The sequence below is a fragment of the Candidatus Binatia bacterium genome, from assembly GCA_029248525.1.
GTDB lineage: Bacteria > Desulfobacterota > Binatia > UBA12015 > UBA12015 > UBA12015.
Genome location: JAQWJE010000050.1, coordinates 1 through 25,206, shown reverse-complemented (window position 1 = coordinate 25,206; position 25,206 = coordinate 1). Strand labels below are relative to the sequence as shown.

General features: G+C 61.2%; 27 protein-coding genes and 2 tRNA genes. 21 read left to right on the top strand and 8 right to left on the bottom strand.

Annotated features, from left to right (window positions below):
* Positions 1-23: 23 nt before the first annotated feature.
* The 13 genes from P8K07_16800 (at position 24) to P8K07_16740 (ending at position 10,292) form a co-directional block, all read left to right on the top strand.
* A complete protein-coding gene (locus P8K07_16800; protein ID MDG1960185.1) occupies positions 24-998 on the top strand; it encodes a ribose-phosphate pyrophosphokinase in 975 nt (324 codons plus the stop codon).
* Positions 999-1,028: 30 nt separating this feature from the next.
* Complete coding sequence (locus P8K07_16795; GenBank protein MDG1960184.1) at positions 1,029-1,688, top strand: 50S ribosomal protein L25; 660 nt, start codon at positions 1,029-1,031, stop codon at positions 1,686-1,688.
* An 11-nt stretch (positions 1,689-1,699) separates the two neighbouring features.
* The gene (gene pth / locus P8K07_16790; protein ID MDG1960183.1) at positions 1,700-2,272 is read left to right on the top strand and encodes an aminoacyl-tRNA hydrolase; all 573 of its coding nucleotides are present in this window, start codon (positions 1,700-1,702) and stop codon (positions 2,270-2,272) included.
* A gap of 47 nt (positions 2,273-2,319) precedes the next feature.
* Complete coding sequence (gene rpsF / locus P8K07_16785; protein ID MDG1960182.1) at positions 2,320-2,745, top strand: 30S ribosomal protein S6; 426 nt, start codon at positions 2,320-2,322, stop codon at positions 2,743-2,745.
* 25 nt (positions 2,746-2,770) lie between these two features.
* Entirely contained in the window at positions 2,771-3,214 is a 444-nt protein-coding gene (gene rplI, locus P8K07_16780; GenBank protein ID MDG1960181.1) for a 50S ribosomal protein L9, read from the top strand.
* A 20-nt stretch (positions 3,215-3,234) separates the two neighbouring features.
* Positions 3,235-3,816 (top strand): NUDIX hydrolase, encoded by a 582-nt coding sequence (locus P8K07_16775; GenBank protein MDG1960180.1) that lies wholly within the window; start codon positions 3,235-3,237, stop codon positions 3,814-3,816.
* Between the two features lie 98 nt (positions 3,817-3,914).
* Positions 3,915-3,986 (top strand) — tRNA-Val (locus P8K07_16770).
* Positions 3,987-4,007: 21 nt separating this feature from the next.
* The gene (gene thrS, locus P8K07_16765) at positions 4,008-5,993 is read left to right on the top strand and encodes a threonine--tRNA ligase (protein MDG1960179.1); all 1,986 of its coding nucleotides are present in this window, start codon (positions 4,008-4,010) and stop codon (positions 5,991-5,993) included.
* Complete coding sequence (gene rpmI, locus P8K07_16760) at positions 5,980-6,177, top strand: 50S ribosomal protein L35 (protein ID MDG1960178.1); 198 nt, start codon at positions 5,980-5,982, stop codon at positions 6,175-6,177. Before thrS ends, rpmI begins: the two co-directional genes overlap by 14 nt.
* Positions 6,178-6,188: 11 nt before the next feature.
* Positions 6,189-6,548: a 50S ribosomal protein L20 gene (gene rplT, locus P8K07_16755; protein ID MDG1960177.1), complete on the top strand. Its 360-nt coding sequence runs from the start codon at positions 6,189-6,191 to the stop codon at positions 6,546-6,548.
* Between the two features lie 20 nt (positions 6,549-6,568).
* Positions 6,569-7,594 carry a phenylalanine--tRNA ligase subunit alpha gene (gene pheS / locus P8K07_16750; GenBank protein MDG1960176.1) on the top strand — a complete coding sequence of 342 codons (1,026 nt, stop codon included), beginning with the start codon at positions 6,569-6,571 and terminating at the stop codon, positions 7,592-7,594.
* Between the two features lie 3 nt (positions 7,595-7,597).
* The gene (gene pheT, locus P8K07_16745; protein MDG1960175.1) at positions 7,598-10,000 is read left to right on the top strand and encodes a phenylalanine--tRNA ligase subunit beta; all 2,403 of its coding nucleotides are present in this window, start codon (positions 7,598-7,600) and stop codon (positions 9,998-10,000) included.
* 16 nt (positions 10,001-10,016) lie between these two features.
* On the top strand, positions 10,017-10,292 hold the full coding sequence (locus P8K07_16740) for an integration host factor subunit alpha (protein MDG1960174.1): 276 nt from the start codon (positions 10,017-10,019) through the stop codon (positions 10,290-10,292).
* 54 nt (positions 10,293-10,346) lie between these two features.
* Here the strand turns inward: P8K07_16740 and P8K07_16735 are convergent, their stop codons facing one another.
* Complete coding sequence (locus P8K07_16735; protein ID MDG1960173.1) at positions 10,347-10,778, bottom strand: hypothetical protein; 432 nt, start codon at positions 10,776-10,778, stop codon at positions 10,347-10,349.
* 446 nt (positions 10,779-11,224) lie between these two features.
* Here P8K07_16735 and P8K07_16730 point away from each other — a divergent pair.
* From P8K07_16730 to P8K07_16715, 4 genes are all read left to right on the top strand, one after another.
* Positions 11,225-11,298, top strand: a tRNA-Pro gene (locus P8K07_16730).
* A gap of 144 nt (positions 11,299-11,442) precedes the next feature.
* On the top strand, positions 11,443-11,991 hold the full coding sequence (locus P8K07_16725) for a M23 family metallopeptidase (GenBank protein ID MDG1960172.1): 549 nt from the start codon (positions 11,443-11,445) through the stop codon (positions 11,989-11,991).
* A gap of 14 nt (positions 11,992-12,005) precedes the next feature.
* Positions 12,006-12,524, top strand: coding sequence for an adenine phosphoribosyltransferase (locus tag P8K07_16720; GenBank protein MDG1960171.1), 519 nt, complete (start codon positions 12,006-12,008; stop codon positions 12,522-12,524).
* Positions 12,525-12,526: 2 nt separating this feature from the next.
* Positions 12,527-13,735, top strand: a complete 1,209-nt coding sequence (locus P8K07_16715) for a Coenzyme F420 hydrogenase/dehydrogenase, beta subunit C-terminal domain (protein MDG1960170.1) — start codon at positions 12,527-12,529, stop codon at positions 13,733-13,735.
* A 12-nt stretch (positions 13,736-13,747) separates the two neighbouring features.
* On the opposite strand, the gene cofE is transcribed toward P8K07_16715, so the two are convergent.
* The 7 genes from cofE to P8K07_16680 all read right to left on the bottom strand — a co-directional run bounded on the left by cofE (position 13,748) and on the right by P8K07_16680 (position 21,515).
* Positions 13,748-14,521, bottom strand: coding sequence for a coenzyme F420-0:L-glutamate ligase (cofE, locus tag P8K07_16710; GenBank protein MDG1960169.1), 774 nt, complete (start codon positions 14,519-14,521; stop codon positions 13,748-13,750).
* 1 nt (position 14,522) lies between these two features.
* Entirely contained in the window at positions 14,523-15,482 is a 960-nt protein-coding gene (gene cofD, locus P8K07_16705) for a 2-phospho-L-lactate transferase (GenBank protein MDG1960168.1), read from the bottom strand.
* Positions 15,483-15,515: 33 nt separating this feature from the next.
* Entirely contained in the window at positions 15,516-16,697 is a 1,182-nt protein-coding gene (cofH, locus tag P8K07_16700) for a 5-amino-6-(D-ribitylamino)uracil--L-tyrosine 4-hydroxyphenyl transferase CofH (protein ID MDG1960167.1), read from the bottom strand.
* Positions 16,694-17,896, bottom strand: coding sequence for a 7,8-didemethyl-8-hydroxy-5-deazariboflavin synthase CofG (gene cofG, locus P8K07_16695; GenBank protein MDG1960166.1), 1,203 nt, complete (start codon positions 17,894-17,896; stop codon positions 16,694-16,696). The genes cofH and cofG overlap by 4 nt, the downstream gene beginning before the upstream one ends.
* Before the next feature lie 72 nt (positions 17,897-17,968).
* A complete protein-coding gene (locus tag P8K07_16690; GenBank protein ID MDG1960165.1) occupies positions 17,969-19,402 on the bottom strand; it encodes a sigma-54 dependent transcriptional regulator in 1,434 nt (477 codons plus the stop codon).
* 30 nt (positions 19,403-19,432) lie between these two features.
* Positions 19,433-21,151, bottom strand: a complete 1,719-nt coding sequence (locus P8K07_16685; GenBank protein MDG1960164.1) for a histidine kinase dimerization/phospho-acceptor domain-containing protein — start codon at positions 21,149-21,151, stop codon at positions 19,433-19,435.
* Positions 21,152-21,203: 52 nt separating this feature from the next.
* Complete coding sequence (locus P8K07_16680; GenBank protein MDG1960163.1) at positions 21,204-21,515, bottom strand: hypothetical protein; 312 nt, start codon at positions 21,513-21,515, stop codon at positions 21,204-21,206.
* A 211-nt stretch (positions 21,516-21,726) separates the two neighbouring features.
* On the opposite strand from P8K07_16680, the gene P8K07_16675 reads away from it, so the two are divergent.
* From P8K07_16675 to P8K07_16660, 4 genes are all read left to right on the top strand, one after another.
* Entirely contained in the window at positions 21,727-22,767 is a 1,041-nt protein-coding gene (locus P8K07_16675) for a sigma 54-interacting transcriptional regulator (GenBank protein MDG1960162.1), read from the top strand.
* Between the two features lie 51 nt (positions 22,768-22,818).
* Positions 22,819-23,505, top strand: coding sequence for a lipoyl(octanoyl) transferase LipB (gene lipB / locus P8K07_16670; protein MDG1960161.1), 687 nt, complete (start codon positions 22,819-22,821; stop codon positions 23,503-23,505).
* A 9-nt stretch (positions 23,506-23,514) separates the two neighbouring features.
* Positions 23,515-24,471, top strand: coding sequence for a methylmalonyl Co-A mutase-associated GTPase MeaB (gene meaB / locus P8K07_16665; GenBank protein ID MDG1960160.1), 957 nt, complete (start codon positions 23,515-23,517; stop codon positions 24,469-24,471).
* Positions 24,471-25,206: metallophosphoesterase family protein (locus P8K07_16660; protein ID MDG1960159.1), on the top strand; the 736-nt coding region annotated here is incomplete at its 3' end. The genes meaB and P8K07_16660, both read left to right, overlap by 1 nt.

Below are 25,206 nucleotides of genomic sequence, written 5' to 3'. Positions count from 1 at the left end.
TGAAGTGAAACGCCGAGCAAGCTATGAAAGACGACCAGAAATTACCAGAGAAGAGCAAGGACGCACTGCGGGTCTTCAGCGGGAATTCCAACCTGCCGCTGGCCCGTGAGGTCTGTTCGCATCTGGGCACGCCCCTGGCACAGGCCGAGATTCGCCGTTTCAGCGATGGCGAAATCAATGTCGATATTCAGGAAAACGTTCGCGGTAGCGACGTTTTTGTCATTCAATCGACATCCACGCCGACCAACGATCATTTGATGGAACTCCTGCTGATGCTCGATGCTCTCAAGAGGGCCTCGGCAAAGCGGATCACCGCGGTCGTGCCGTATTACGGTTATGCGCGTCAGGATCGAAAGGTGGCCCCGAGGGCCCCGATCAGCGCCAAACTGGTTGCGGATCTGATGCAGACTGCGGGCGCTGGCCGATTGTTGACGATGGACCTGCACGCGGGTCAGATTCAGGGCTTCTTCGATTGTCCGGTCGACAACCTCTACGCCACTCCTGTTTTGTTGCGCTACTTGCGTGACCGGGTCGACGGTATGCGCGCCAGCGTGATTTCGCCGGATGCAGGTGGTGTCGAGCGCGCGCGCGCCTACGCCAAGCGGCTTGATGGTTCGCTTGCCGTGATCGACAAGCGGCGTTCGGGCCCGAACGAAATCGCCGAGATGAATATCATCGGCGAGGTCAGCTCGACCACCGCAATCCTCGTCGACGATATGGTGGACACCGCCGGAACGCTGACGACGGCGGCCAAGGCAGCGATCGACGCCGGCGCAACAGAGGTGCTGGCCGCATGTTCTCACGCGGTTCTGTCCGGTCCGGCGATTGAACGTCTGGAAAAGTCGCAAATTTCGGAGCTAGTCGTTACAGATACGATCGATCTTCATCCCGCTGCCAAGGCGTGCTCGAAGGTCAAGATTCTGTCGGTAGCTTCACTCATCGGCGAGGGCATTCGCCGCACGCATAGCGAGGAATCTGTAAGTTCTCTCTTTGTCTGAGAGAGAAAGCAGATTACCCGGAGCAGGTTCATGGAAACGATCTCACTCAATCTGGAAAAACGCGATTCGGCAGGTAAAGGCCCGGCACGGCGGACCCGCAGTGCCGGCGAAGTCCCCGGTATCTATTACGGCCAGGGTTCCGATGCCGTATTGATTCGCGTCGAGGCGAGAGACTTCAATCGTCGCATCGCGAACCTCGAAGGCGCTCATTTGATTCAGACGTCCTCGCCGGCGACGGAACTCGACGGCAAAATGGTCCTGGTGCGAGAAATCCAGAGTCACCCGGTGTCGGGCAAGACCCTCCACTTTGATCTGTTGCAGGTCCCGTTGGATCAAGAGATCGAAGTCAAGGTTGCCTTGCATTTCGATGGCAAGTCCGAGGGCGTCGCTCTCGGCGGAATTCTGCAGCCGCTGATTCGCGAGCTGAGCTGTCGCTGCCTCCCGACCGGGATCCCCGAATCGATTTCTGCAGATATCACGAAATTGCAGGTCGGAGATTCGCTCCACGTAGACGACCTCGTCATGCCGGAGGGCGTGCGCGCCGTCCCGGAAGACAACCCGCCAGTGGTGACCGTGATGGCGCCGGTGGTAGACCGCCGTCTGGAAGAGGAAGATGAAGCAGCCGCCGCGGCCGCGTCGGAAGCGGCAGCCCCGGCAGCACCGGCGGGCGACGCACCAGCTGAGTCCTGAGTTTGGCCCGAGTGGTTGTGGCGGGCCTGGGCAACCCCGGGGCGCGCTACGCGGCGACACGACACAACATCGGATTTCTTGTTCTGGAGAGTTTTCTTTCCGGTAAAGATAGTACACTCGGTCCCGAGACACAGGGGGTTCGCCTCGCGCGAGTCTCCGCGGGTGATACCGAGTTGGTCCTTGCCAAGCCCCAGCTTTTCATGAACCGCAGCGGGCCACCCCTGGGGGATTTATTGGCGCGGGAGGGGATTTCGCCCGAGTCGCTCCTTGTGATCCATGATGATCTGGACCTTGAGGAGGGGCGCCTGCAATTGAAGCGGTCCGGGGGCACGGGCGGTCATCGCGGGCTGGATTCGCTCATCGAGAGCCTGGGAACGGATGTTTTCCCCCGATTGCGGGTGGGAATCGGCCGCCCGCCTGCTGAAATGTCGGTTGTGGACTTCGTTTTGGAGCCGTATTCCGCCCTTGAAATCGAGAAGATCTCGGAAACCATCGCCCGCGGAGTCGACGCAATTAGCGCCTGGAGCCGCTCCGGCACGGAATCTGCGATGAATATCGTCAATGTCCGCGGAAAAGTGCCTTGAGAGGCCGACGTCCGATTGCTAGGCACTGGTGTTCTTCCGGAGGAAACATGCGCGCTTACGAATGCACAATCGCCTATCATCCTGATTTGGATGCAGATGGCGTCAAGGAACAGATCGAACGGACCCGTCAGGCAATCACCAGCAAGGGTGGTAGCGAAATTCAGGTTCACGAGTGGGGCATGCGAGAGCTGGCCTATCCGATCCAGAAGCTCAAGCGGGCACAGTTCTACGTGGTCGAATATCATGGTGGCGGAGAGGCCGTAGCCGAGGTTGAGCGCAATCTGCGGATCGCCGATACGGTTTTGCGCTACCTGACCATCGCTGTGGACCCCGACCGTCCGCCTCTGGAACTCGCCGGCGTTCGCCGCGAGGTGGAGGAGGCTGCGCCCGCAGCAGAAGCAGAGATCCCGGCAGCGGAAGCCGCCGCCGAGACCGAAGCCGCTCCGGAAGCTCCTTCCGAGCCGCAGGCCTGATCGGGCCCAACCGAGGGTATGACCAATGGACGTGATTCTTCGAGACGATGTAGAGCACCTCGGTGAGATGGGTGATGTGGTTCGGGTTCGACCGGGCCATGCGCGGAACTATCTGATTCCTCGCGGTCTGGCCGTTTTGGCCGACAGCAAGAATCTTGTCTCGCTCGCCCATGAGAAGCGTTTGGTTGAGGACCGTCGTGCACGCAAGCGCAAGGCGGCCGTAGCCGAGGCGGATCGCATCGAGGGTCTGGTTCTCGAGACGAAGGTGCGTGCCGGCGACGAAGACAAATTGTTCGGTTCGGTGACCAATATGGACATCGAGAAGCTCTTTGCCGCGCAGGGTGTGGAGGTCGATCGCCGTCGTATCGACCTGCAGGATCCGATCAAGAAGCTTGGCACGTATCGACTCACCGTCGGCATCGAGCAGGACGTCAAGGCGACCTTCACGCTGAAGGTTTTGAGCGAGTAGGTCCCGGCGGGTGGAACGGCGTGAGCGCCGCTAACCTCAAAAACCGGAAGCTGCTGCACTCGGGTCGTGTCTTTGACTTCGAGTTGCACGACGTTTGTCTGCCCAACGGGGTCGACGTTCGTCTGGAAGTGATCGTCCACCCTGGCGCCGCGGCCATTCTGCCGCTGACCGCCGACGGGGAGATTTTGCTCCTGCGTCAGTATCGCCACGCAGCTGGAGGCGAGATCTGGGAGATTCCCGCAGGAACCCTGGAAGCAGGCGAGGACCTGCTTGACTGTGCGCGTCGCGAGTTGCTCGAGGAGGCTGGAGTGACCGCCGACGAGTACGTAGACCTTGGGGACTGCCTGCCCCTGGCCGCCTATTCGACCGAGCGGATCCACCTCTTTTTGGCGCAAGGGCTTCATCCCGCGCAACAGCAACTCGAAGAGGATGAATTGATCAGCGACGTGGTGGCGATGCCGGTCGCTCGGGTTGGCGAGATGATTCTTTCGGGCGCGATCGAGGACGCCAAAACGATTACGGCCTTCAGCCGGGGCCAGCTCGGCGGGTGGCTGCCCACAGTTCCAGCGGCCTCCCGGCGGCCTTCTCCAGCCCGCGCCTGATCTTCCGGCCTGCTCTCGTTCCCGAGGCTGCTGTCGCGTCGAGTTGACAGTGACGGGGTCCATTGGTACCCGATACGCTGGTTTTTATTGGGTTTTACAGGCGCGTAGCTCAGCGGCAGAGCACTACCTTGACATGGTAGGGGTCGGCGGTTCAATCCCGCCCGCGCCTATTTTTAATTGGCTGGAAACTGATGGCGGACGAGTCTTTTCGGGAAGAAGAGCGCTTGGTGGTCGGAGCCAGAGCGGGAGAGACTCCGAAGGAGGCTTTTGTCCGCTCCGGCAGGACCTCCAAGGCGATCAAGAAGGCAATTGGTGCTCGTGCGGGCGATCAGTTGTTCGACCTCGTCACGCCCCTGCCTGAAGACCTGGAGATCGAACCCGTCGGCATGAGTTCCCCCGATGCTCTCGAGTTCATCCGCCACTCGACGGCTCATCTCATGGCGCAAGCCGTCCAGCAGCTCTTTCCCGACGCGCAGGTCACGATCGGCCCCGTGATTGAAGATGGCTTCTACTACGATTTTGCTTTCGAGCGGGCTTTTACGCCCGAGGATCTCGAGGCGATCGAAGACGAGATGCGCAAAATCTCCAAAGCGAATCTGCCGATTGAGAGATCGGTGGAGTCGCGGGAAGACGCCGTCGCCAGGTTCCGCTCGATGGGCGAGGACTACAAGGTCGAGATCATCGAGTCGATCCCCGGCGACCAGCCCATCTCGCTTTACCAGCAGGGAGATTTCGTCGATCTCTGCCGGGGGCCGCACGCGCCCTCGACTGGACGCTTGGCGGCTTTCAAGCTGACGCACGTCGCCGGGGCCTACTGGCGCGGCGACGAAAAAAACGAGATGCTGCAGCGCATCTACGGAACGGCGTTTGCTGACAAGAAGGAATTGAAAGCACACCTCGAGCGCATCGAGGAAGCGCGCAAGCGGGATCATCGCAAAGTCGGGCCGGCTCTCGATCTGTTCTCGCTGCACCCGATTGCCCCCGGTATGCCTTTCTTCCATGCGCGAGGGACAATCGTTTTCAATACGCTTGTGACGTATGTACGCGATCTCTACACGCGCTACGGTTACGACGAAGTCATTACGCCTCTGCTTTACAAGACCGAGCTCTTCAAGACGTCGGGGCACTACGACTCCTACCGCGACGATATGTTTCTCCTCGAGGCCGACTCCGACGAATACGGCGTCAAGCCGATGAACTGTCCCGGGCACGTGTACCTGTTCGGGCAGGGGAAGAAATCTTACCGGGATCTGCCCATTCGGATGGCTGACTTTTCCCGGTTGCATCGCCTCGAACGTTCGGGCGTCATGGCGGGGCTGACCCGGGTGCGCGGGTTCTCGCAGGATGACGCGCATATCTTCTGCATGCCTGAGCAACTCGATGAAGAGTTCGCCTCCTTTCTGCAGATGACGCGTGAGGTTTATGAGGACTTCGGCTTTGCCGACGTCGAAGTCGCCCTCGAGACGCGTCCGGAGAAATATCTCGGCGAACTGGAATTGTGGGAAAGGGCCGAAACGGCACTGGCCGAGGGCCTGACCCGAGCCGGATTTTCCTACAGCGTGAGCCCGGGCGATGGTGCGTTCTACGGGCCCAAGGTCGCTTTCAACTTCCGGGACGTTCTCAAGCGAGATTGGACGCTGTCGACAATCCAGCTCGATTGCGCGATGCCCGATCGATTCGGAATCAAATATACCCGTCCGGATGGCTCCGAGGGGCGTCCGATGATGCTGCATCGGGCCGTTTTGGGCTCTTTGGAGCGTTTTATTGCCATCTTGCTCGAACATACCGCTGGTGCGTTGCCTTTGTGGCTGGCGCCGGAGCAGGTCCGAGTGTTAAGCATCACCGACCGGGTGGTTGATTATGGCCACACAGTCGTTAAATCACTGGAGAAAGTCGGTGTCAGGGCAACCCTCGACCAGCGAAACGAAAAGCTTGGTTTCAAGGTACGAGAGTCCCAACTGCAGAAGATACCGGTTCTGGCCGTGATCGGAGACCAGGAAGCGGAAGCGGGGTCGGTAGCACCGCGCTTTCGAGGGGAAAAAAATACAGAGGCCGAGCCTCTCGATGTCTTCGTGCAGAGAGTGGCTAAATTGGCGGAATTACCGAGTCGGGCAAGGGAATCATCCCCGACATCGGATGGAACGAGAGAAAACGAGACGCATCATGCCGAAAATTAAGACCAATCGAGCCGCAGCCAAGCGCTTCAAGCGCCTGGCCAGCGGTAAATTCAAGCGTTCCCATGGGTACGCCCGGCACCAGATGCGGACCAAGACGACGAAGCAGAAGCGCAAGCTTCGCAGCGGCGTGATTGTCACCGCGGCGGATACTCCGTCGCTCCGGCGCTTGTTGCCGAACGGATAAGGGGTAGATCGATGCCGCGAGTCAAACGTGGGTTCAAGGCGCGTCGCCGCCGTAAAAAATATTTGAAGCTGGCAAAAGGTTTCGTCGGTGGCCGGCGGAAACTTTATACTGTCGCGCGCGAGACCGTCGAGAAGGGGCTTGGATACGCCTTCCGTGACCGCAAGGTCCGCAAGCGAGACTTCCGTCGACTTTGGATCGTTCGCATCAATGCTGCGGCCCGGGCGGAAGGCATTAGCTACAGCCGGTTGATCGCGGGGCTGAACAAGGCCGAGATCGAGATCGATCGCAAGGCTCTTGCTGCGATTGCCGCTACGGATTCTGCTGCCTTCGGCGCCATTGCCGAGAAGGCAAAAAGCGCGCTGACGGCCTGAGCCGCTAGCGAGGGCGCGGCATGTCGGTCGGGGAGGAGATTGACTCTCTTGAGAGAGAAACGCTCGTTCGCGTGCCGACTCTCAAGACCGAAGAGGCGCTAGAGCAGCTTCGGATCGAGGTTCTGGGGCGCAAAGGCGCCATTACAGGCATTCTGCGCGGGCTGAAAGACGTCGCTCCGGAAGAGCGCCCGGTTCTGGGGGATCGGGCCAACGCTGCCAAACGCTCGATGGAGTCAGCGATCGATACGGCCCTCGTCGAGCTGCGCGCTGCTGCAGAGAATATCCGTATCGAATCCGAGCGGATCGACGTTTCTCTCCCGGCCGCCCGTTGGCCGACGGGGCACCTGCACCCCTTGCAGCAGTCGATGAGCGAGGCGATCGCCGTGCTCGAGGGGATGGGATTCGAGGTCGCCGACGGACCCGAGATGGAGGACGACGAGCATAATTTTGAGGCTCTGAACTTCGCACCGGACCACCCGGCCCGCGATATGGCCGACACCTTCCTGCTCGAAGATGGTCGTTTGCTGCGGACGCATACTTCCCCGATTCAGGTGCGGGAAATGCGAAAACGGAAACCGCCTCTCGCGGTGATCGCACCGGGCGCGACCTATCGCCGCGATGACGACGCCACGCACCTGCCCATGTTCCACCAGATCGAGGCGTTTCTGGTCGATACGGATATCCGCTTTTCCGACTTGAAGGGCGTGCTCGAGGAGTTTCTCGGAGCCTTCTTCGGCAAGGTTGGTTTACGTTTCCGTGCCTCGTATTTTCCGTTTGTCGAGCCGGGCGCTGAAGTCGATATCGCTTGTGTGATGTGTGCGGGTGCAGGCAGCGGTTGCCGTGTCTGCAGCAATACGGGATGGCTCGAAATTCTCGGGGCCGGCATGATCCATCCCAATGTCCTTCGTTCGGTCGGCTATGATCCGAGCGCCGTGTCGGGCTTTGCCTTCGGCGTTGGAGTGGAGCGCCTGGCGATGCTCCGCCATGCCATCGATGATATGAGGCTTCTCGTGGAAAACGACCTTCGCTTCTTGAGGCAGTTCTAGAAAATGCTTCTCCCTCTGGATTGGCTCGAAGAGCGGCTTTCGGATTTACCTGCAGCAGACGTCCTCGGCGAACGGTTGACGCTCGCCGGACTCGAGATCGAAGAGGTCCGTCTGTCTCAAGTTCCTGCGAAAATTGTGGTCGGGCGGGTGATGCAGGTGGACCCCCATCCGGATGCGGATCGGCTGCGGGTTTGCACGGTGGATGTGGGCGGCGAGACACCGGCGACGATTGTCTGCGGTGCTCCGAATGTGGATGCCGGACAGTTTGTTCCGGTGGCGATGCCGGGGGCGCGGATGCCCGGTGGTATGAAGATCAAGGCCGGGAAACTCCGCGGCGTTCGCTCCGAGGGAATGATTTGTTCCGAAAAGGAACTGGCACTCGGCGAGGGCCAGGACGGCATTCTGGTGCTTGCGGCCGCAGATTTTCGCGATGGCCGAGACCTGGTGCCGGGAGAAGCCCTGGACGCTCGATTGCCGGCAGTCACGGTTCTCGATATCGCCATCACACCGAACCGAGGCGATTGTATTTCGGTCCTCGGGATCGCCCGTGATGTGGCGGCTATTTTCGGGCTGGACCTGACACCGCCTACAGCCAGTGTGGTGGATACAAATGGCGCGGAGTCTTCGGTTGCCGCGGCCATCGAGGCGCCGGACCTTTGTCCCTGGTATTGCGCGCAACCATTCGACGTGAGCAATGCGATTCCGACCCCCCTGTGGATGCGTCGTCGCCTGGAGCAATGCGGCGTGCGCGCCTTGTCGCCCGTCGTTGACCTTACGAATTACGTGATGCTGGAAACCGGCCAACCGCTCCATGCCTTTGATGAGTCGTGTGTTGCCGGTGGCACGCTGGTGGTCCGTCGGGCCACCGCCGGTGAGAAGATGGTTTTGCTGGATTCGAGAGAGATCGAACTTGTATCGGACGATCTCGTGATTGCGGATTCCCTCGGACCGGTTGCTCTGGCAGGGGTGATGGGTGGTGCGCGAGCCGAGGTCTCTTCAGCGACCACGAGGATCGTTCTCGAGAGTGGAATTTTCGACCCCCGCACGGTCCGTCGCACAGCGCGCCGCGTGGGCGTTCATTCCGAAGCATCGTTTCGCTTCGAACGCCAAGTCGATGGGCAGGGTGCAGCGGAGGCCGTTGGCGTCTTTGCGGCGATGGGGCAGAGCCTTTCGCTGGAGGCGGCAGGCGCGTGCGCCGTGGCCGGACGAAAGCCCGTGGATGCGGCCGCGATCGCGCTTGATGCGAAGCGCCCCGGGCATCTGCTCGGGGTTTCTGTGCCGGAGGCCGAAACAATTGCGGCGTTGGAGTCGCTTGGCGCTCGTGTGGAAGGGGCCGATGGCTCGCTTCTGGTAACGCCTCCCTCCTACCGCAACGACTGGCAGCAGGAAGCAGATCTGGTCGAGGAGGTCGCGCGCTTGCGTGGCTTCGACAAGATTCCGACCACACTTCCCCGAGTGGAGACGCGGGCGCGGCGACGCCCGGGAAATTTCTCGCAAGCCGTGCGGGCCGCCCTGTGCAGCCGCGGGCTGTCCGAAGCACTGACCCTGAGTTTTGCCGAGCCCTCCGAGAATGAGCGTTTCCCCGGCATCTGGCCGCAGGGCTCCGGAAGCGTCCTGATGCGCAACCCGCTGGCCACCGTAGCCAGCGAGATGCGCCGGAGCCTGCTTCCCGGAATGCTGGAGGTCGCGCGTCTCAATCGCTCGCGTGATGCGGCCTTTATTCCGCTATTCACGACAGGCCGGATTTTTGCGAATCCGCTGACGGGCGCAGCAGAGGAACGACGAGCCGTGGCCATGCTGGTGGCCGGGACACCGCCTTCACCCGTGGGCGAGGCCTCGATGCCGATCACCTTCCTTGGCTGGAAAGGGCTTCTGGAGTCCGCGCTCGATGAGATCGGTCACCTCTCGGCGCGGTGGGTGTCGGGTGATTTACCCGAAGCATTCCATCCGGGGCAGGCGGCGATCTTGTCGGTCGGCGATCGCGTCCTGGGGTTTGTAGGTGCTCTGCATCCGCGTGTGGCAGCCGAACTGGATCTCGATGATGCGCCGGTCTGGCTTGCGGAACTGGACCTGGAACTATGGAAGGAATTAGCGGGAGACCATCCGCAATTTTCGCCGCTTGCACGACACCCCGTTGTGCGGCGCGATGTCGCTTTGCTGATGTCTGCCGATCTGCCCGCAGGGCAGGTCCTCGAGGACCTGCAATCGGGCGGCGTGAACCTGCTCGAAACTGTGACGCTTTTTGATGAGTACCGAGGAGAGGGCGTGCCGGACGGGCAGAAGAGTCTGGCTTTCAGTTTCTCCTTTCGGGCGCCTGATCGCACGCTTACCGATGAGGAAGTGGGTGCGGCCCAAGAAAAGCTGCTCGCTGGACTTGCCGAGAAATATTCGTTCGAGCTACGCTGAGACCTGAGGAACTCTGATGACAAAAGCCGACATCGTCGAACAGATCCATCAACAATCGCGTTCTTCTCGCAAGGATGTCGCTGAATGCGTGGATCTCGTTTTTGAAAAAATCAAAAGCACTCTGGAGGGCGGCGAAGCCGTAAAGCTCTCCGGGTTTGGCAACTTCATCGTTCACGACAAGCGCGCCCGACGGGGGCGCAATCCGCAGACCGGGGAGTCGATCACGATCTCCAGTCGGAAGGTTTTGTCCTTTCGCCCGAGCCAATTGCTCAAGGCGAAGGTCAATCGCTGAACGAATCTGGCGGATAGAACAGTGGGTGAACGGTTCTACCCGCCTGTGTTCGCTTTAGCGTTTTCGGGTGGTCTGGACTCGCGGCGTGAGTCGGTAGACTCGGTGCGTCGAGGCACGGGAGCGGCCGGCGCTCTCGGGCTTGCTGTTCTGCAAGAGTTTTCGCCGGAGAGTTTCCGGCTCGATCGATAACGAATCGCAGATATTATTGAAGGAGTACGGCCACTCCCAATCTTCCGATCGTATCCATCGCTCGGACTGACGCGCCAGGAGGCGCGCACGAACGCGAGGGCTATGCAGGTGCTCTTGATAGCAGCGAATACCGTCTTCGAGCACAGCGAGCATCAAGGCTCGTTCTCCGGCGACTTCTTCGAGGCCGCCGCTATCAAAATGTTGCTCGGGGAGAATGACGTCTGGACCTGAATAGGATTCGGTGGTGTCCGTCTGAGTTTGAACTGGGGTTGCGAGAGCTTCGTTTGCAGATTTCATGAATGGAATTCCTCCTGCTTGAGAATTCGGGAACATTTCCTGAACGGGGAAAGTTTCAGTTTCGGCGGGTGCTCATGGTGCGACGGTTACCGAGAATCAGGAGGCCGAAAGCAAAACCTGCAACGACTGCGGAACATAATGTGGCTGTGGGGTCTGTGAGGGCGAGCATGAATTTCTCCGTTTTGTAAGGGAATGTCCGTATGCGCCGGAAGGGGGAGCGCGAGGATGTCTTTCTCTCTTCGCAAGACTCGTGCCCAAAAATCGCGCGACGAATTCAGGTTTTGTAGGCTTTTTTCGAGGCAGGAATTGGCGCGAATCGGGCATTTCTGCAAGTTTTGAGTGCCGGGTCGATTTTCGGACAGTTTCGCACGGTGAGACACTTTCAAATGAAGGGCTTGCGCGGAACTTGCTCCTTGGACATTCGCCGATTAAAGCTCCCTTCGATTCGGGGCGTAGCGCAGCCTGGTAGCGCACCTCTTTGGGGTAGAGGGGGTCGCCAGTTCAAATCTGGCCGTCCCGACTTTCGCCCGACCTCCGGGAGCCATGTGCTCCCGGAGGCTGGGTGATCACCGAAGGTTTGGCCAGATTTGGCCAAATCTGGTATAAAAGCTTCGGGAGATCGGGGTTGGCCCGGTTCCATGGCGGTAGGTGTTGGGTGGCGGTGATGCGGCGGATCGCAAGGATACGCGCTCTGGTCTTGGGCGCTTGTTGGACAATCGGTGTGGTGGGGTGCTCCCCGGTGCCGGATCTCTCGCCATCAGGGCCGCCAGCGGCTGCGGCGCAGGCCTATAGCCTCCCCAGTTATGCGATGATCTGGCCCTCCGACGGCGCGCTTGCGGCTAGTTTCGGTCCGCGGGGCGACGAACATCACGACGGAATTGATATTCTCGCGAAAGAGGGTCGCCCGGTTCGTGCGGCGCTGGGTGGCGAAGTTCTCTTCGCTGGCTCATTGCCCGGCTACGGGAATGTGGTGATTCTGCAGCACCCAAAAGCCCTGACCACCGTGTACGCACACAATCAGGTAAACCGGGTCCGGGCAGGGGCAAGAGTGCGCCGAGGCGAAGTCATTGCTTTGGTAGGACGCACGGGTCGGGCGACAGCGCCGAATCTGCACTTTGAGGTGCGGCGCCGGAATCAGGCTCGTGATCCCATGCAATACCTTCCGCGAAGGACTGTGGAGACCGCAAGCCTCGACAGACATTCCGGAAGCTGAAAAGGAAAGAATTCATGTCAGATTTGAAATCACATATTCGAGAAGTTCCGGATTTTCCGAAACCCGGAATCAGCTTCAAGGACATCACGCCTCTGTTGGCCGATGCCAAAGTTTTCGAGGAAGTCACGCGCCAACTGGCGGAGCCCTTTCGGGGCAAGGTCGACGGAGTCGTGGGTATCGAATCCCGTGGATTTATATTCGGCGCGCCGGTCGCACTCTCGCTGGGGGTTGGCTTCCATCTGATTCGGAAACCGGGAAAGCTCCCGGCCGAGACCCACGCGATCACCTATGATCTGGAATATGGGAGCGACACGCTGGAGATCCACAAGGACGCTTTCGCTCCCGGCAGCCGCGTTCTCATGGTGGATGATCTCCTGGCGACTGGTGGCACCGCGCGTGCCGCCGTCGAACTTCTCGGCAAACTCGACGTTGAAGTGGTGACCGCAGCTTTCGTCATCGAGCTGACAGCGCTTCCGGGACGCAAGGTGCTCGAGCCCGTCCCCGTCCTCTCGCTGATCGGATACGACGATTGAGCATGGACACGCCGATCCGATCGACCTTCAAGCAAATGATGAACGAGGTCGTGGACTATGGGAGTTGTTGCGAATGCGGCTCCTGTGTTCTCGTCTGTCCGCATAACGTCATCGACTATATCAACGACAAGCCAAAGCAGGTCGCCAAGGAGTCTGCCGCCTTTGATTATTGCGGTATGAGCGAGGGGATTGGTTGTGACGTCTGCGCCCAGGTGTGCCCACGCTTGTTCCCTCGAGATTTCCAATTAGCTCCCGAGGTCTTTCGCGATGAGCCTCCGGTCTACGAAGGGATCTTTGGGAACTATCGTCGAATTCTGGTAGCGCGCTCTTCGGACAAGGGGATTCTGGAGTCCGGACAGGATGGCGGTGTCGTCACCACGATGCTCGCCTATATGTTTGAAAAAGGCATGATCGATGGCGCTGCTGTTTCCGCGCGCGATCCCGAGTTGCCGGCACATCCTATTCCGGCGTTGGTTACCAGCCGTGAGGAAGTCCTCGATACGGCAGGATCCTGGTACACCTATTGCCCCAACAACCTGGCCCTGCGTGAAGCTGAGGAGAAGGGCTGCGAAAAAGTGGCCTTTGTCGGTGTGCCTTGCCAGATCACTCCGATCCGTAAGATGCAGCAAGCCGATCCCGCCTTTCTCGACAACGGCAAGAAGAAGCCGCAGCATGTCGAGAAGCAGACCCGTTTTCTCAAGAGCTACGGCGACCGGGTCGACTGGACGATCGGGTTACTTTGCTCGGAGGTATTCACCTACGAGGGGCTGATGGTCGACAAGATTCAGGAAGATATGGGCGTTCCCCTGAGCGAAGTCACCAAATTCAACGTGAAGGGGAAGGTCCTCATTTACAAAAAGGACGGCGAGGTCGTAGATATGCCGTTGAAACGCTCACAGGAATACGCGCGAGCGGAGTGTCATCACTGCGGCGATTTCACCGGCGAGCTCGCCGATATCTCCTGCGGCGGTGTTGGGACGACGGACTGGACGATCGTGATCTTGCGCAACGAACGTGGCGAGGAGCTCTTCGACGAGATGGTCGCCGATGGCCGCTTCGAAACTCGCCCCATGGAGGAGTTCGAAAAATCGATGACGGTTCTCCTCCGGCTCGCGCAGCGCCAGCACGAGCGGGTTCCGGTCCCGCCCGGAAGGGATCCCTCATGGGTGAGACCGCCGTTTGCCCTGCCGGGGGACCGCGACGAGTCCTGATCGGGACGAGAGCTAGCGGAACAGGTCGTTCTCGGTCGGGCGGATCAGCCGGGTGCCGTTGTTGGCGCGACCGGATTCGTCGGGTCGAGTATTGGGGGCGGGGACCCATCCACGGATCAGGATGGCGGGCATGCCATCGGATTTTCCCATGGCGAGGCCTGCTGCACTTGCGAGCTGGTCGGCGGCAGCGATCTGGGTGACCCCTAATTCTCTGCCGATCAGATCCGGAGTGCCGCCGAGGTCTTCGATCGGGTTGAGGCCGGCGACACCGAGTGCAAATTCCACCTGTCCCTCGCGCCATGGTCGGCCGAAGGTGTCGGTCACAATCACGGCAAAGTCGACGCCGAGCTGCTGCCGCAAGCCCTCGCGAAGTTTCTCTGCCGAAGCATCGGCATCGAGCGGGAGGAGGGTAACAGTCCCCTCCTCGACAGCATTCGATTGGTCGATTCCTGCATTGGCACAGATCCACCCGGGTCCGGTCTCCACGATCAGATTGCCGCGCTCCATGCGAACGATCCGATTGCTCTCGCGGAAGACGAGTTCGACGAGCCGCGGATCTTTTTCATGCGCCTCCGCCCAACGGCGCGCGAGGTCGGAGGGCTCGATCCCGTCCAGCGCGACAATGCGCCCCTCGGCCTTGGATACGATTTTCTGGCAGACCACCAGCACGTCGCCAGCCTTGACGCCCAGCTTGGAATCGGAAATCGCCGTGGCGAGGACCTGGCTCAGGTCCGTGTCCGCGTGAATTGCCGGAATTCCGGGCACGGGGAGAATCATGATGGGCATTTTAAACCGCCTTTCGCGGTTGGGAGCGGAGTGCTGCGGCCATGGAAAGAGCGGCTTTTGCTACATGACGACTTTTGGCCGCTGTGTTCATCAAAATGGGAAGACATGCAACGGCGAGGCCGTCTGCGACGAGGCCGCGCTGGTGTTGCTGATCTTTCTGGTCGAGAAGCAATCCGTCGAGGAGTCCCTTGTAGATACTCACCAGACCGCTCGGGCTCGCAGCGAATCCGAGTCCACGCATCATGCGGTCGGCCGGGCCTTTGACAGTGCGCCCGCCGATCAAGGGCGAGACGCCGATGATCGGTGCTCGGGTCTTGCGCATCGCACCTCGCACGCCGGGCAGGGCGAGAATAGGACCGATGCTGACGAAGGGGTTGCTGGGCGCGATCAGGATCAGATCGGCACGCGCGATGGTTTCCAGAATACCGGGGGCGGGTTTCGCGGCACGAATCCCGGCGTAAGTGATTTTCAGCACGTCGCTGCGGGCCCGGTCGCGCACGAGGTACTCCTGAAATGCGAGTTTACCCTTCGGTGTGTGGATGATGGTCCGCACACGGTCGTCGCTCATGGGCCGGATCCGCATGGAAACCCCGAGGGCTTCCCTCTGGCGGCGAGTGACCTCGGTCAACGACTCGCCGCGTTGGAGCGCCGCTGTGCGAAAGAGGTGCGTGGCCAGATCCTGATTGCCGAGTCGGAACCAGACGTCCTCCCCGAAGGCCGCGAGGGCGTCCATGGTATCGAAGCGGTCCCCACGAAGTCCCCAACCCTGCGTGCGGTCGACCTTGCCGGCGAGCGTATAGAGCAAGGTGTCCACGTCGGGTGAGACGTGCAGGCCGTGGAACGTGTCATCGTCTGCGGTGTTCACGATCACGTCGAGTTGGTCGGGCGGGAGGGCTGCGGACAGGCCACGAAGGAACCGGGCACCGCCAACACCACCAGCCAGGAGAAGGGTTTTGATCATCCGTGTTCTTTTCCTGGCCGCCTCGAGGACACCTCAGGCTACGAGAGTATCGGGGACTTCGCCGTAGAGAGTGGTGCGCTGCCGGGCCGTTCTTCCGGCCTCGTGAACCAATCGCTCGATTTCTTCCACCGGGGTGAATTCGCCGGCATCCGCGCCTGCTTCGCGCGAGATGCTTTCTTCCATCAGGGTGCCACCAAAATCGTTGACGCCGGCGGCCAGCGATGCGGCCGCCAGGTCGTGTCCGAGTTTCACCCAGGAAGTCTGGATATTATCGATCGACCCGCGCAGGAAGACTCGTGATAGAGCGTACATCCGAAGGTCGGCGATGCCGTGTTCCTGAGGCGTGACGAGACCGCGCTGGAAGAGCAGGGTGTTGTCATGAATGAACCGCAGCGGCACGAACTCGGTGAAACCACCGGTCTCATCTTGCAGGCGCCGCAAGAGGGCAAGGTGGGCGGCTATATGATGGGGCTTTTCGACGTGGCCGTACATGATCGTGGAGGTCGACGGAATTCCCAGGCGATGCGCCGCTGTCACGATATCGATCCACTGCTGGGTGTCGACTTTCTTGTAAGACAGAATCTCTCGTACTTCGTCATCGAGAATTTCGGCTGCTGTCCCTGGAATGCTTCCCAGACCTTCGTCCTTGAGTTCGCCCAGAAACTCTTCGAATGTCTGCTTGGCACGTCGCGCGCCGTAAAGGATTTCCATCGGCGAGAAGGCATGGACGTGAAGGTCGGGGAAGGCTGTCTTGATCTCGATCAGGAGGCGTTTGTAGGTATCCGGCTTCATTTGGGCATTGATGCCGCCCTGCATGCAGATCTCGGTGGCCCCGCGGTCGATCCCTTCCTGAATTTTTCCCAGGAGTGTTTCGTCATCGTGGTAGTAGGCGTCGCTCTCCCAGCGTTGACGTTTGAACGCGCAGAATTGACAGCCCACGAAACAGACGTTCGTGAAATTGATGTTGCGATTCACGACGTAGGTAACTTCGTCGCCGACGTCTTCCTTCCGGATGGCATCAGCGGTCGCGATGAGCGCCTTGAGGTCATCCCCCTCGGTGTGGAGGAGGGCCAGAGCGTCTTCCTCGGAGATTCGCGTCTTGCTGAGGCTCTTCTCGAGAATTCTGCCGATCATCGGTGAGGATGCCGTCAGATGGGCCGCAACCGAGGCTCCTTCGGGGAGGACCTCGCGGATCTGATCTGCCATCGAACTCATGTTGCTTTCCCTTCGTTCCCTTTGCCAGAGCCTCTTTGTGCGACGGCCCTCTGGTGTATTCGTACCGGTTCAGCAAGGTTCTTGTCGAGGAATCCCGGACGATTGATGAATTCATCGTAAATCGGGAGTCTGGGCCGCAATTCGAAGCCCTCGGCGGCGCAGGCGCGCTCCAACGCGCCCAAATGGGGCCACGGGGCCTCCGGGTTCACATAGTCCGGGGTCAGCGGGGAGATGCCGCCGAGGTCATTGATCCCGCTTTCCAGCAAGGGAGGGAGCGATGACGCATCCGAGAGGTTCGGGGGCACCTGAATATTCATTTTCGGGCCAGTCAGAAGCCGAGCGACAACGATCGTACGCACAAGGTCCAGAGTATCCGGTTCTGCGGCACCTGCCATGGGAATCTCGGGTTTCGCGCGGAAGTTCTGGATGATGATTTCCTGAATATGGCCATGCCGATTGTGGGTATCTGCGATGGCCAATAACGAATCGACCCGATCTTCGAGGCTCTCACCGATACCGAGCAGAATTCCGGTCGTAAAAGGCACCTGCGCTTCGCCCGCATCTTCGAGGACTCGGAGCCGCTTTTCGGGGTCCTTGTCAGGGGCATAGTAATGGACTTCGCCCTTTTGTCGGAGTTTGGGACTGACGGATTCGAGCATCATCCCGAGACTGACGTTGCTAGGTTTCAGCAGAGCGTAATCTTCCGGTCCCATGAGCCCGGGGTTGGAGTGCGGGAGAAGACCTTGCTCAAGGGCGATGTCGCAGGCCTTGCCCACGTACTCGATTGTGGAGGCCATTCCTTCGGAGCGGAGCCATTCCCGGTAGCGGGGGGAGTTGTCCTCGGGCCGGTCGCCGAGGCACATCAAGGCTTCAATGCAGCCGAGCGATTCGGCGCGTTCGGACCAGCTGCGGATCTCTTCCGGTTGCATGGTCCAGGCGCCCGCCTCATCCTCATCGCGACGGAAGGTGCAGTAGGCGCAGCGGTCGCGGCAGAGGTTCGTGACCGGGAAAAAGGCTTTCGGGGAATAGGTGACGACGCGCCCCTTGCCGGCATCGCGCAGGGTCCGGGATTCTTTGAGCAGATGCTCGAGTTCCTCTCCCGTTGCCGAGAGCGCCCGAATCGCCTCCCGGCGACTGATTGGCTGCCAGTCGGGAGCGGCTGCGGCGCCCGTCTGCATCTGCGGATTTCCCTGTGCCATCTATATCTTTCGCGCTAGTACCCGGTTATCCGGGAGTCAAGTTACCCGACCTGACCCTATTATACCTGATTTTCAGCGCCGGTCCGCTATCGCGAGCTTGTCCATACGGTACTTCAGGATGCGCCGGGTCGTCCCCAGGACCTCGGCCGCACGAGTCTGGTTGAACTCCGCCTGATGCAGAGCCTCCTGAATGAGCCCGCGTTCAAACTCGTCGACGGCATCCGAGAGGCTCTTTTCGCCCGTCAGAACTTCGCGGCGGCTCGCGGGAGCCTCGGAGGGGAGGTCCTGGGACATCGAGCTGGGCAGTTCCTCGGGGGATACCGGCCCCGGCGCCGAGAGCACCAAAAGGCGCTCGATGAGATTCTCGAGCTCCCGGACATTGCCCGGCCAGCGATAGCGCAACAATCGCTCGATAGTTTCCGGAGCGAATTGGCGCTCCTCGACGCCGAGGTCGCTGGCTTTGTTCGAGACGAAATGGGTGATCAGCAGCGCCAGGTCCTCTCGCCGTTCGCGCAGAGGCGGGAGTTCAAAGGCGACAACATTGAGCCGGTAGTACAGATCCTGCCGGAAGGAACCATCCTCGATAGCCTCCTCGAGTTTCCGATTCGTGGCGGCAATGATGCGGACATCGACGGAGATCGGCGACTGGCCGCCGACCCGAATGAACTCGCCACTTTCGAGTACCCGCAGCAACTTGGCCTGCAGCGCCGGTTGCAACTCGCCGATTTCGTCGAGAAATATCGTTCCGTTGTCGGCTGATTCGAAGAGCCCGCGCTTTTGTCGGTCGGCCCCCGTGAAGGCGCCACGCTCGTGGCCGAAAAGTTCGCTTTCGATCAGGGTCTCGGGGATCGCCGCGCAGTTCAGGGCGGTCATGGGGCGCGAGGAACGCGGACTCTGGTAGTGGAGCGCGCGGGCAATCAACTCTTTGCCGGTTCCGCTTTCGCCCATGATCAGAACGGTCGTTGGCAGGGGGGCGACTTGAGCGACCTTCTTGAAGACACTTTGCATGCCCTCGGAACGTCCGATGATATTTCCCAGATGGTAGCGCCGACCGACCTCGGAGCGCAGCGCATCGACCTCCCGCTCGAGTTCGGCTGTATGCGTGGCATTGCCCAGCAGAATGCGCAGCTCCTCGATCTCGAATGGCTTCTGGACATAGTCGTAGGCGCCCAGCTTGATGGCTTCGACGGCCGTTTTTACCGTCCGGGTCGCGGTGACCATGATCACCGGAACTTCGGGGTAGGCTGCATGCAGCCGTTCGAGGGTCTCCAGCCCGTCAATGCCGGGCATCACCACATCCAGCAAGATGGCGTCGGGGCGCTCCAGTTTTGCCGCCTCGAGCCCTTCTTCTCCGGAAGCAGCAACGGAGACGTCAAAATCGTCCTCGAGGAGGAGCCGCAGGGACTCGCGGATCCCTTCCTCGTCGTCGATGACGAGGACGCGACAACGCGTCCGGGTTTTTTCCTCTGATCTCGCCGATTCTGACAATGTGCTGAATTCCTTCATTGCTGCGGCGAGTCCTCGAAAGGGTTTCGCCTATGGCTGGGGGAACCCCAGTAGCAGACGAAGCTCGGATTCGGTGCGCTCCACCGCGAAAGTCGCTCCACCTTGCACCAGAGCGCCTCTTACCAGCAACAGGGACAGAGGAAAACTCTCGTCGCTATTGAGCAGGGCTTCCCGGAGATGGCGTTGGCTCTGGGCCTCCGGAAATCGGACCTCCAGGCTGGATTCGCTGGCTTGCTCGATGGTCAGCGTGCCGCGGGGTTCGACGGCTTCTTCGAGATATCTGGCCAGCGTGCGAAAGGCGAAGGTGAGATGGGTGGGGGGCAGGGCCGAACGGAACCCCTCATCTGTGGGGCCCTCGAGCTGGACTTTCTTGGCATCGAGACCCGCCCATACGTCTCGCAATGCCGCGCGAAAGCAGCCGAGGACATCGATGGAACGCGGCTCTTCGGCCTGAAGTCGTGCAAAATCCATCAACTCGTCGAGGGTCGCATCCATTCGTCCGATCGATTCCTCGGCCAGAGTGCTGAAACGGGCGAGTTTCTCGGGGTCTTCGCCCAGACGTCCGGCATTCGTGACGAAGGTTTTCAGGGTCACCAGGGGGTTCTTCAGATGATGGGCGAGTTCGACCGCGATCGATTCAACCGTGCTTTGCCCACGCCCCAGCTTGCCGTTTGGGGGGACGGCACCGCCGGAGGTCGAAGCAGGGCTCTCGGCGACTGAATCGGGCACCGCCGAATTTGGTTGCGCCTTCTCGTGGCCCGCAGCATTTGCAGCATCGTGGCTGGATGCTTCGTGATTTCCGGCAGGAGCAACTGGAGCGGCCGAGTGATGCAGCTCTGCGCTGGCCAACTCCGCGGTTGGCAACGCAGCGTTTGGCAACTCCGCGCTCGGCAGAATTCCGTTCGGCAGAGACGCGGCCTGCGGCTGCGTGCTCGCTTCCGGCAGCGGAGCGTTCGCGTCGTCTCGGACGGTCGCCCGAGGGGCCGCTGACGGGGGGAGCCCCGGTTCAGTCGCGGCCGGCGCGATCCGTTCATTCGAGGTGGCCTCTGTCCCGGGCGCGCCACCGGCACTCCAGACCAGATCCGCTGCCTCGATGGCGGCGTCTTCCGGGAGGGCGAGCAGGGTGCGGGCGAGAGTGCCGTCAAGTTCGGCATCTTCGCCCCGCCAGATATGACGAGCGAGAGCCTCACGGGCCGACTCGGCGAGAGCGGGCACTGGCCGATGGAAATCGTGGGCCAATGTCGCGATACGTTCCTCCGCGGCCTCGAGCATATGGCGGGCATCCGCGGAGATGGCCGGGGTGTCCAGATCGACGGCCGCGAGAAGGTAGAGGAGTTCGGGGAGAAGACGTTGATGGAGCTGGTCGAGGCTCAGCGCGCTCCCGCTGATGAGACGCGGCTGTCGGAGCGCCAGGTCGTCGAGCAGGGATTCCTGGTCGGGAAGGCTGAGGTGTTCGATCCCGTCGAGCGCGAGAGTGGCCCGTTTGCTGATCGCCTCGTCCGGACAACGGATATGCGACGACTGCTGGAGATCGCGGGGCAGGAAATGGTCGCGTTCGCTCTGGCGATGCACAGCCTCGGCGATGCGGAGAAACCATTCGCCGCTCGCCCGGACCAGGAGAATCGGCATATTGGTCGGCGCGGCCCGTCCCAGGATGACGCGCTGCGCCTTGGGCAAAGGCCAGCCTTCGGTGTTCCCGCGGAGGGAGCGGCCGGCAGGAAAGAAGATTTCGGGTTCGTTTCGTTTCATTTGATTGGATGGGGGTTCCGAAGTGGTATTTTTGGTCTCCAGAGGGATTTGCCTATGATCGGAGCTGTCTTGCAACACCCAGCGTGGCTATCAGGACACCCAGCGAGGTCAATGCTCGGCCGCCCGTGGCGACAACGTGGTAAAAATCCATGCGGGCGCGGGCGATCTCGATTTCCTCGGCGCTTGGGGTCCGTCCGATGCGCGAGGACTCCAGACCGAGGGCCACGGCCTGATGCCGGGAAGTATTGACCTCCCCGGTGAACCAATTGCCGATCCCGAGAACCATGAGAAAGAGCCCGGCGCCGATCGCGGGGTTCTTGTACCATGGCCTGCGTATGGGGGGCGTGTCTCCATCTGAAGTCATACTCGTTGGATGCAACCCTTTGCCGCCGCATGCAAGTCGGCGACAAAAGGGCATCTGAGAGTTCTTCGGACAAACCTGCTTTCGTCTGAAGCCGGGAAGCCCGCCAAGGCCCGAAAAAACTTTGCTCCAGATCGCAATTGATGGAACCGAGGCCGTAGTTCTTGGCCTTCCTGCCATCCATATTTATGCCGGGCGCGGCTAAGTCCCGACCATGGGGCGGGGGATCGACAGAATTCTCGGATCGAGTGCGGCCGTTGTTGCCTTGCGCGACGCGATCAGACTCTATGCGGTTGCCGATGGAACAGTCCTCATCGAGGGCGAGACGGGTGCCGGCAAGGAGTTGGTGGCACGCGCGGTTCACGAGGAGGGTCGGCGCTCGGCGGGTCCGTTTTCGTCTGTGGACTGTGGTGCTCTCGCCGAGTCCCTTTTCGAGAGCGAACTTTTCGGTCACGAGCGTGGGGCCTTCACAGGTGCTGTGGGCGCTCGGCGAGGTCTGGTCGCTGCCGCCTCCGGAGGAACCTTGTTTCTCGACGAGATCGAGAATCTCCCACTAGCCCAGCAGGCAAAGCTGCTGCGGTTGGTTCAGGAAAGAGAATTTCGCGCACTGGGTTCGGAACGTATGCGGCGAGCGGACCTGCGGCTTGTGGTCGCGACCAACGAGAATCTTGCCGATCTGGTCGTTCGGGGTCTGTTCCGGGCCGACCTCTTCTACCGATTGGATGTGTTGCGGATCGCTGTTCCGTCTCTTCGCGATCGCCTAGATGATTTACCCGAACTCTTGCTCGACCTGCTCGCACGGAGTGCCGGCGGCGACGCGCCCGGGGTGCCCCCGCCACCGGAGCAGTTGGTACGCCTTCGGCAACGCTCATGGCCGGGCAACGTGCGCGAGTTGGCGAACCTGGCCGAGCGAGTGGCGGCGCTTGCCCCGGCGGTGGGATGGGAACACGCATGGAGAGTGGCGATCGCTGGCCAGCGCGCTCTCCCGGCTCGGCCGGGACCGGCAGGAAGGCTGCACAAAGTCGTCGCCCTCCAAGGTCTGCCCCAGGCCGAATCCGGGAATAACCGGGTGAGCGAGCCGACCTCCCGAGAGCGGACCGACGCCGCGGCGATGAACTACCTCGAAGCCGAAAGCCTGCGGCAAGCGCTCGAGCAACATCGGTGGCGCCGCGAGGATGCGGCGCGAGCGCTGGGGATCTCGCGGGTCACTTTGTGGCGCCGGATGCGGCGTTGCGGCCTCGCGGACGAGAATTGAGGTTTATAAGCGGGCTCACGCGTCGGTGGGGGACCTGCTATAATCTCGACCATGAGCTCGCTTGCGTGCAGTTATCTGGGTCTTCAGGACTACGCCACGGCGCGGCTCTATCAGGAAGGATTGGCGCGGCGGGTGGCGGCGGGAACGTATGCCGGCGGGATGCTTTTTCTCGAGCATCCCGCGCAGTTCACGATCGGCCGTCATTCGGTTCTGCCGGGTGAGGTCGAGGCTCGACTGACTGCGAGCGGTACGCCCGTCAGCCGCACCAATCGGGGTGGTGATCTGACGTGGCATGGCCCCGGACAGCTGGTGGTGTATCCGGTCCTGCCGTTGCGTGCGGCAGGGCGCGGCGTCCGGGCTTTCGTGGAAGGAATGACGCGGGGATTGCAGGAGGGACTGCGTCTCGAGGGCGTCGAAACATGGTGTCAGGCCGGGGCGCCCGGGCTCTTTGTCGACGGACCACCCGCCTCGCGAAAAATCGCATCGATCGGTCTCGCCGTGCAGCGCGGCGTGACCCTGCACGGGGCATCGGTGAACCTTGATTCTCGCGCTACCGAGGGCTTCATGGGACTGGCTCCGTGCGGGCTTGCGGGAGTGGTCGCAACGAGCGTGGAAAATGAACGTGGTGGCGAGGCGCCGAACCCGGAGGGTTTTGCGCGGCGACTGGCACCCTTGCTCGCAGATCGTCTGGATTTTTCCGCAGCTACTTTTGTTCCGCCTCCGGGCATGGAATCCTAGGGAAGGACCATGCGCATCGAAGAAATAATGGAAAAGTTCACCGCCGGCGACCGGCGCGGTCTGGCGAGGCTGATCAGCCTGGTCGAGAATCGCGCTCCGGGCGCGGCCGATGCGATGCAATCGGTCTATGGGCGTTGCGGGCGAGCCCGCGTGATCGGTGTCACGGGTCCGCCGGGGGCGGGCAAGTCCACCCTGACGGATGCGCTGATTCGGCGATTGCGTGAGCAGGGCAAGACCGTAGGCGTGGTTGCGGTGGACCCCTCGAGTCCTTTTTCGGGAGGGGCGATCCTCGGCGACCGGGTGCGGATGCAGGATCATTTTCTCGACTCGGGTGTCTTTATCCGCAGCTTGTCGACACGAGGCCGGCATGGAGGTCTCGCTCGACCCACGCGCGAGGTCGTTCATCTGCTCGATGCCTTCGGCTTTGATGTGGTCCTTGTCGAGACCGTGGGCGTCGGACAAACCGAGCTCGATGTGATGCGTCTGGCCGAGACCACTGTCGTCGTTCTGGTTCCCGAAGCGGGCGATACCATTCAGGTGATGAAGGCAGGGCTTCTCGAGATCGCGAATATTTTCGTCGTGAACAAGGCCGATCGCGAGGGGGCCCGCCGTCTGAAAAACGAGATCGACGTGATGCTGCATATGCGCCCCGCATCAGGTTGGTCGGTTCCGGTCCTGCTGACCGAGGCAACTTCCGGAAAGGGCGTCGACGAGCTGGTCTCCTCGCTCGAAGCTCATGCGGCTTCGGGCGCGACCGCACTGCGTCGTGGCGGTCGCGTCGAATGGCAGGAGGTTCTGCGAGAAGAGGTCCTTCTGAGGCTCGAGCGCGGTCTTGCTGCCTGCGAGGAATCGCTCGCTGGTGAGGTCGAGCGCGGCGACAAGGACCCGTATGCGGCCGCACTCGAAATCCTGAACGATCCCGAACGCGTGACTCGCCTGCTCGCCAAGGGCGAGACGCGGTCGTGATGACGGGATTGGATCGCGACTCGGAGAGCAGCTCGCACGAAGGCCGCCTGCTCTGTATCGGAGACATCCACGGATCCGCTCGAGAGCTCGCCATCCTCCTTCGAGAGGTGGCTCCGCGTCCCGAAGACCGACTGGTTTTTCTCGGTGACTACGTCGACCGCGGCCCGGCATCCAATGAGGTGATCGCGCTGCTGGTCGACTTGCAGGCGCGGCTGCCCGGGACGGTATTTCTGCGCGGCAACCACGAGGAAATGATGATGGACTTCCTCGGCATGGAAGGCGCGCGCGGCAGCATCTTCCTGCGGGCCGGCGGGGCGTCTACCGTCGCGAGTTACGGGCTGGATCCCGAGGCGGCGACGCCCGAGAAGTTCCGCTCGGTCCTGCCCGAGACCCATCGGCGCTTTCTGGAGGAATCTCTGCGACTCCACCATCAGGAAGGCGACTACCTCTTCGTCCATGCCGGGGTGCGCCCCGGGATTCCGCTCGCCGACCAGCATCGCGATGATCTCCTGTGGATCCGCGAGGAATTTCTCGGCCAGCGCCATGGGCTGCCCCAGACGGTGGTTTTCGGCCATACCCCGCAGCGGGCGGCGGTTTTCTCACGCCTGGGCTGGATCGCCATGGATACCGGATGTTGCTACGGCGGATTGCTCTCATGTCTGGATCTGACCGGCGGCGTTTTGCATGAAATTCGCCGCGATGAAGACGTGGTCAGCGCCCGTCAGGTCGGCGACA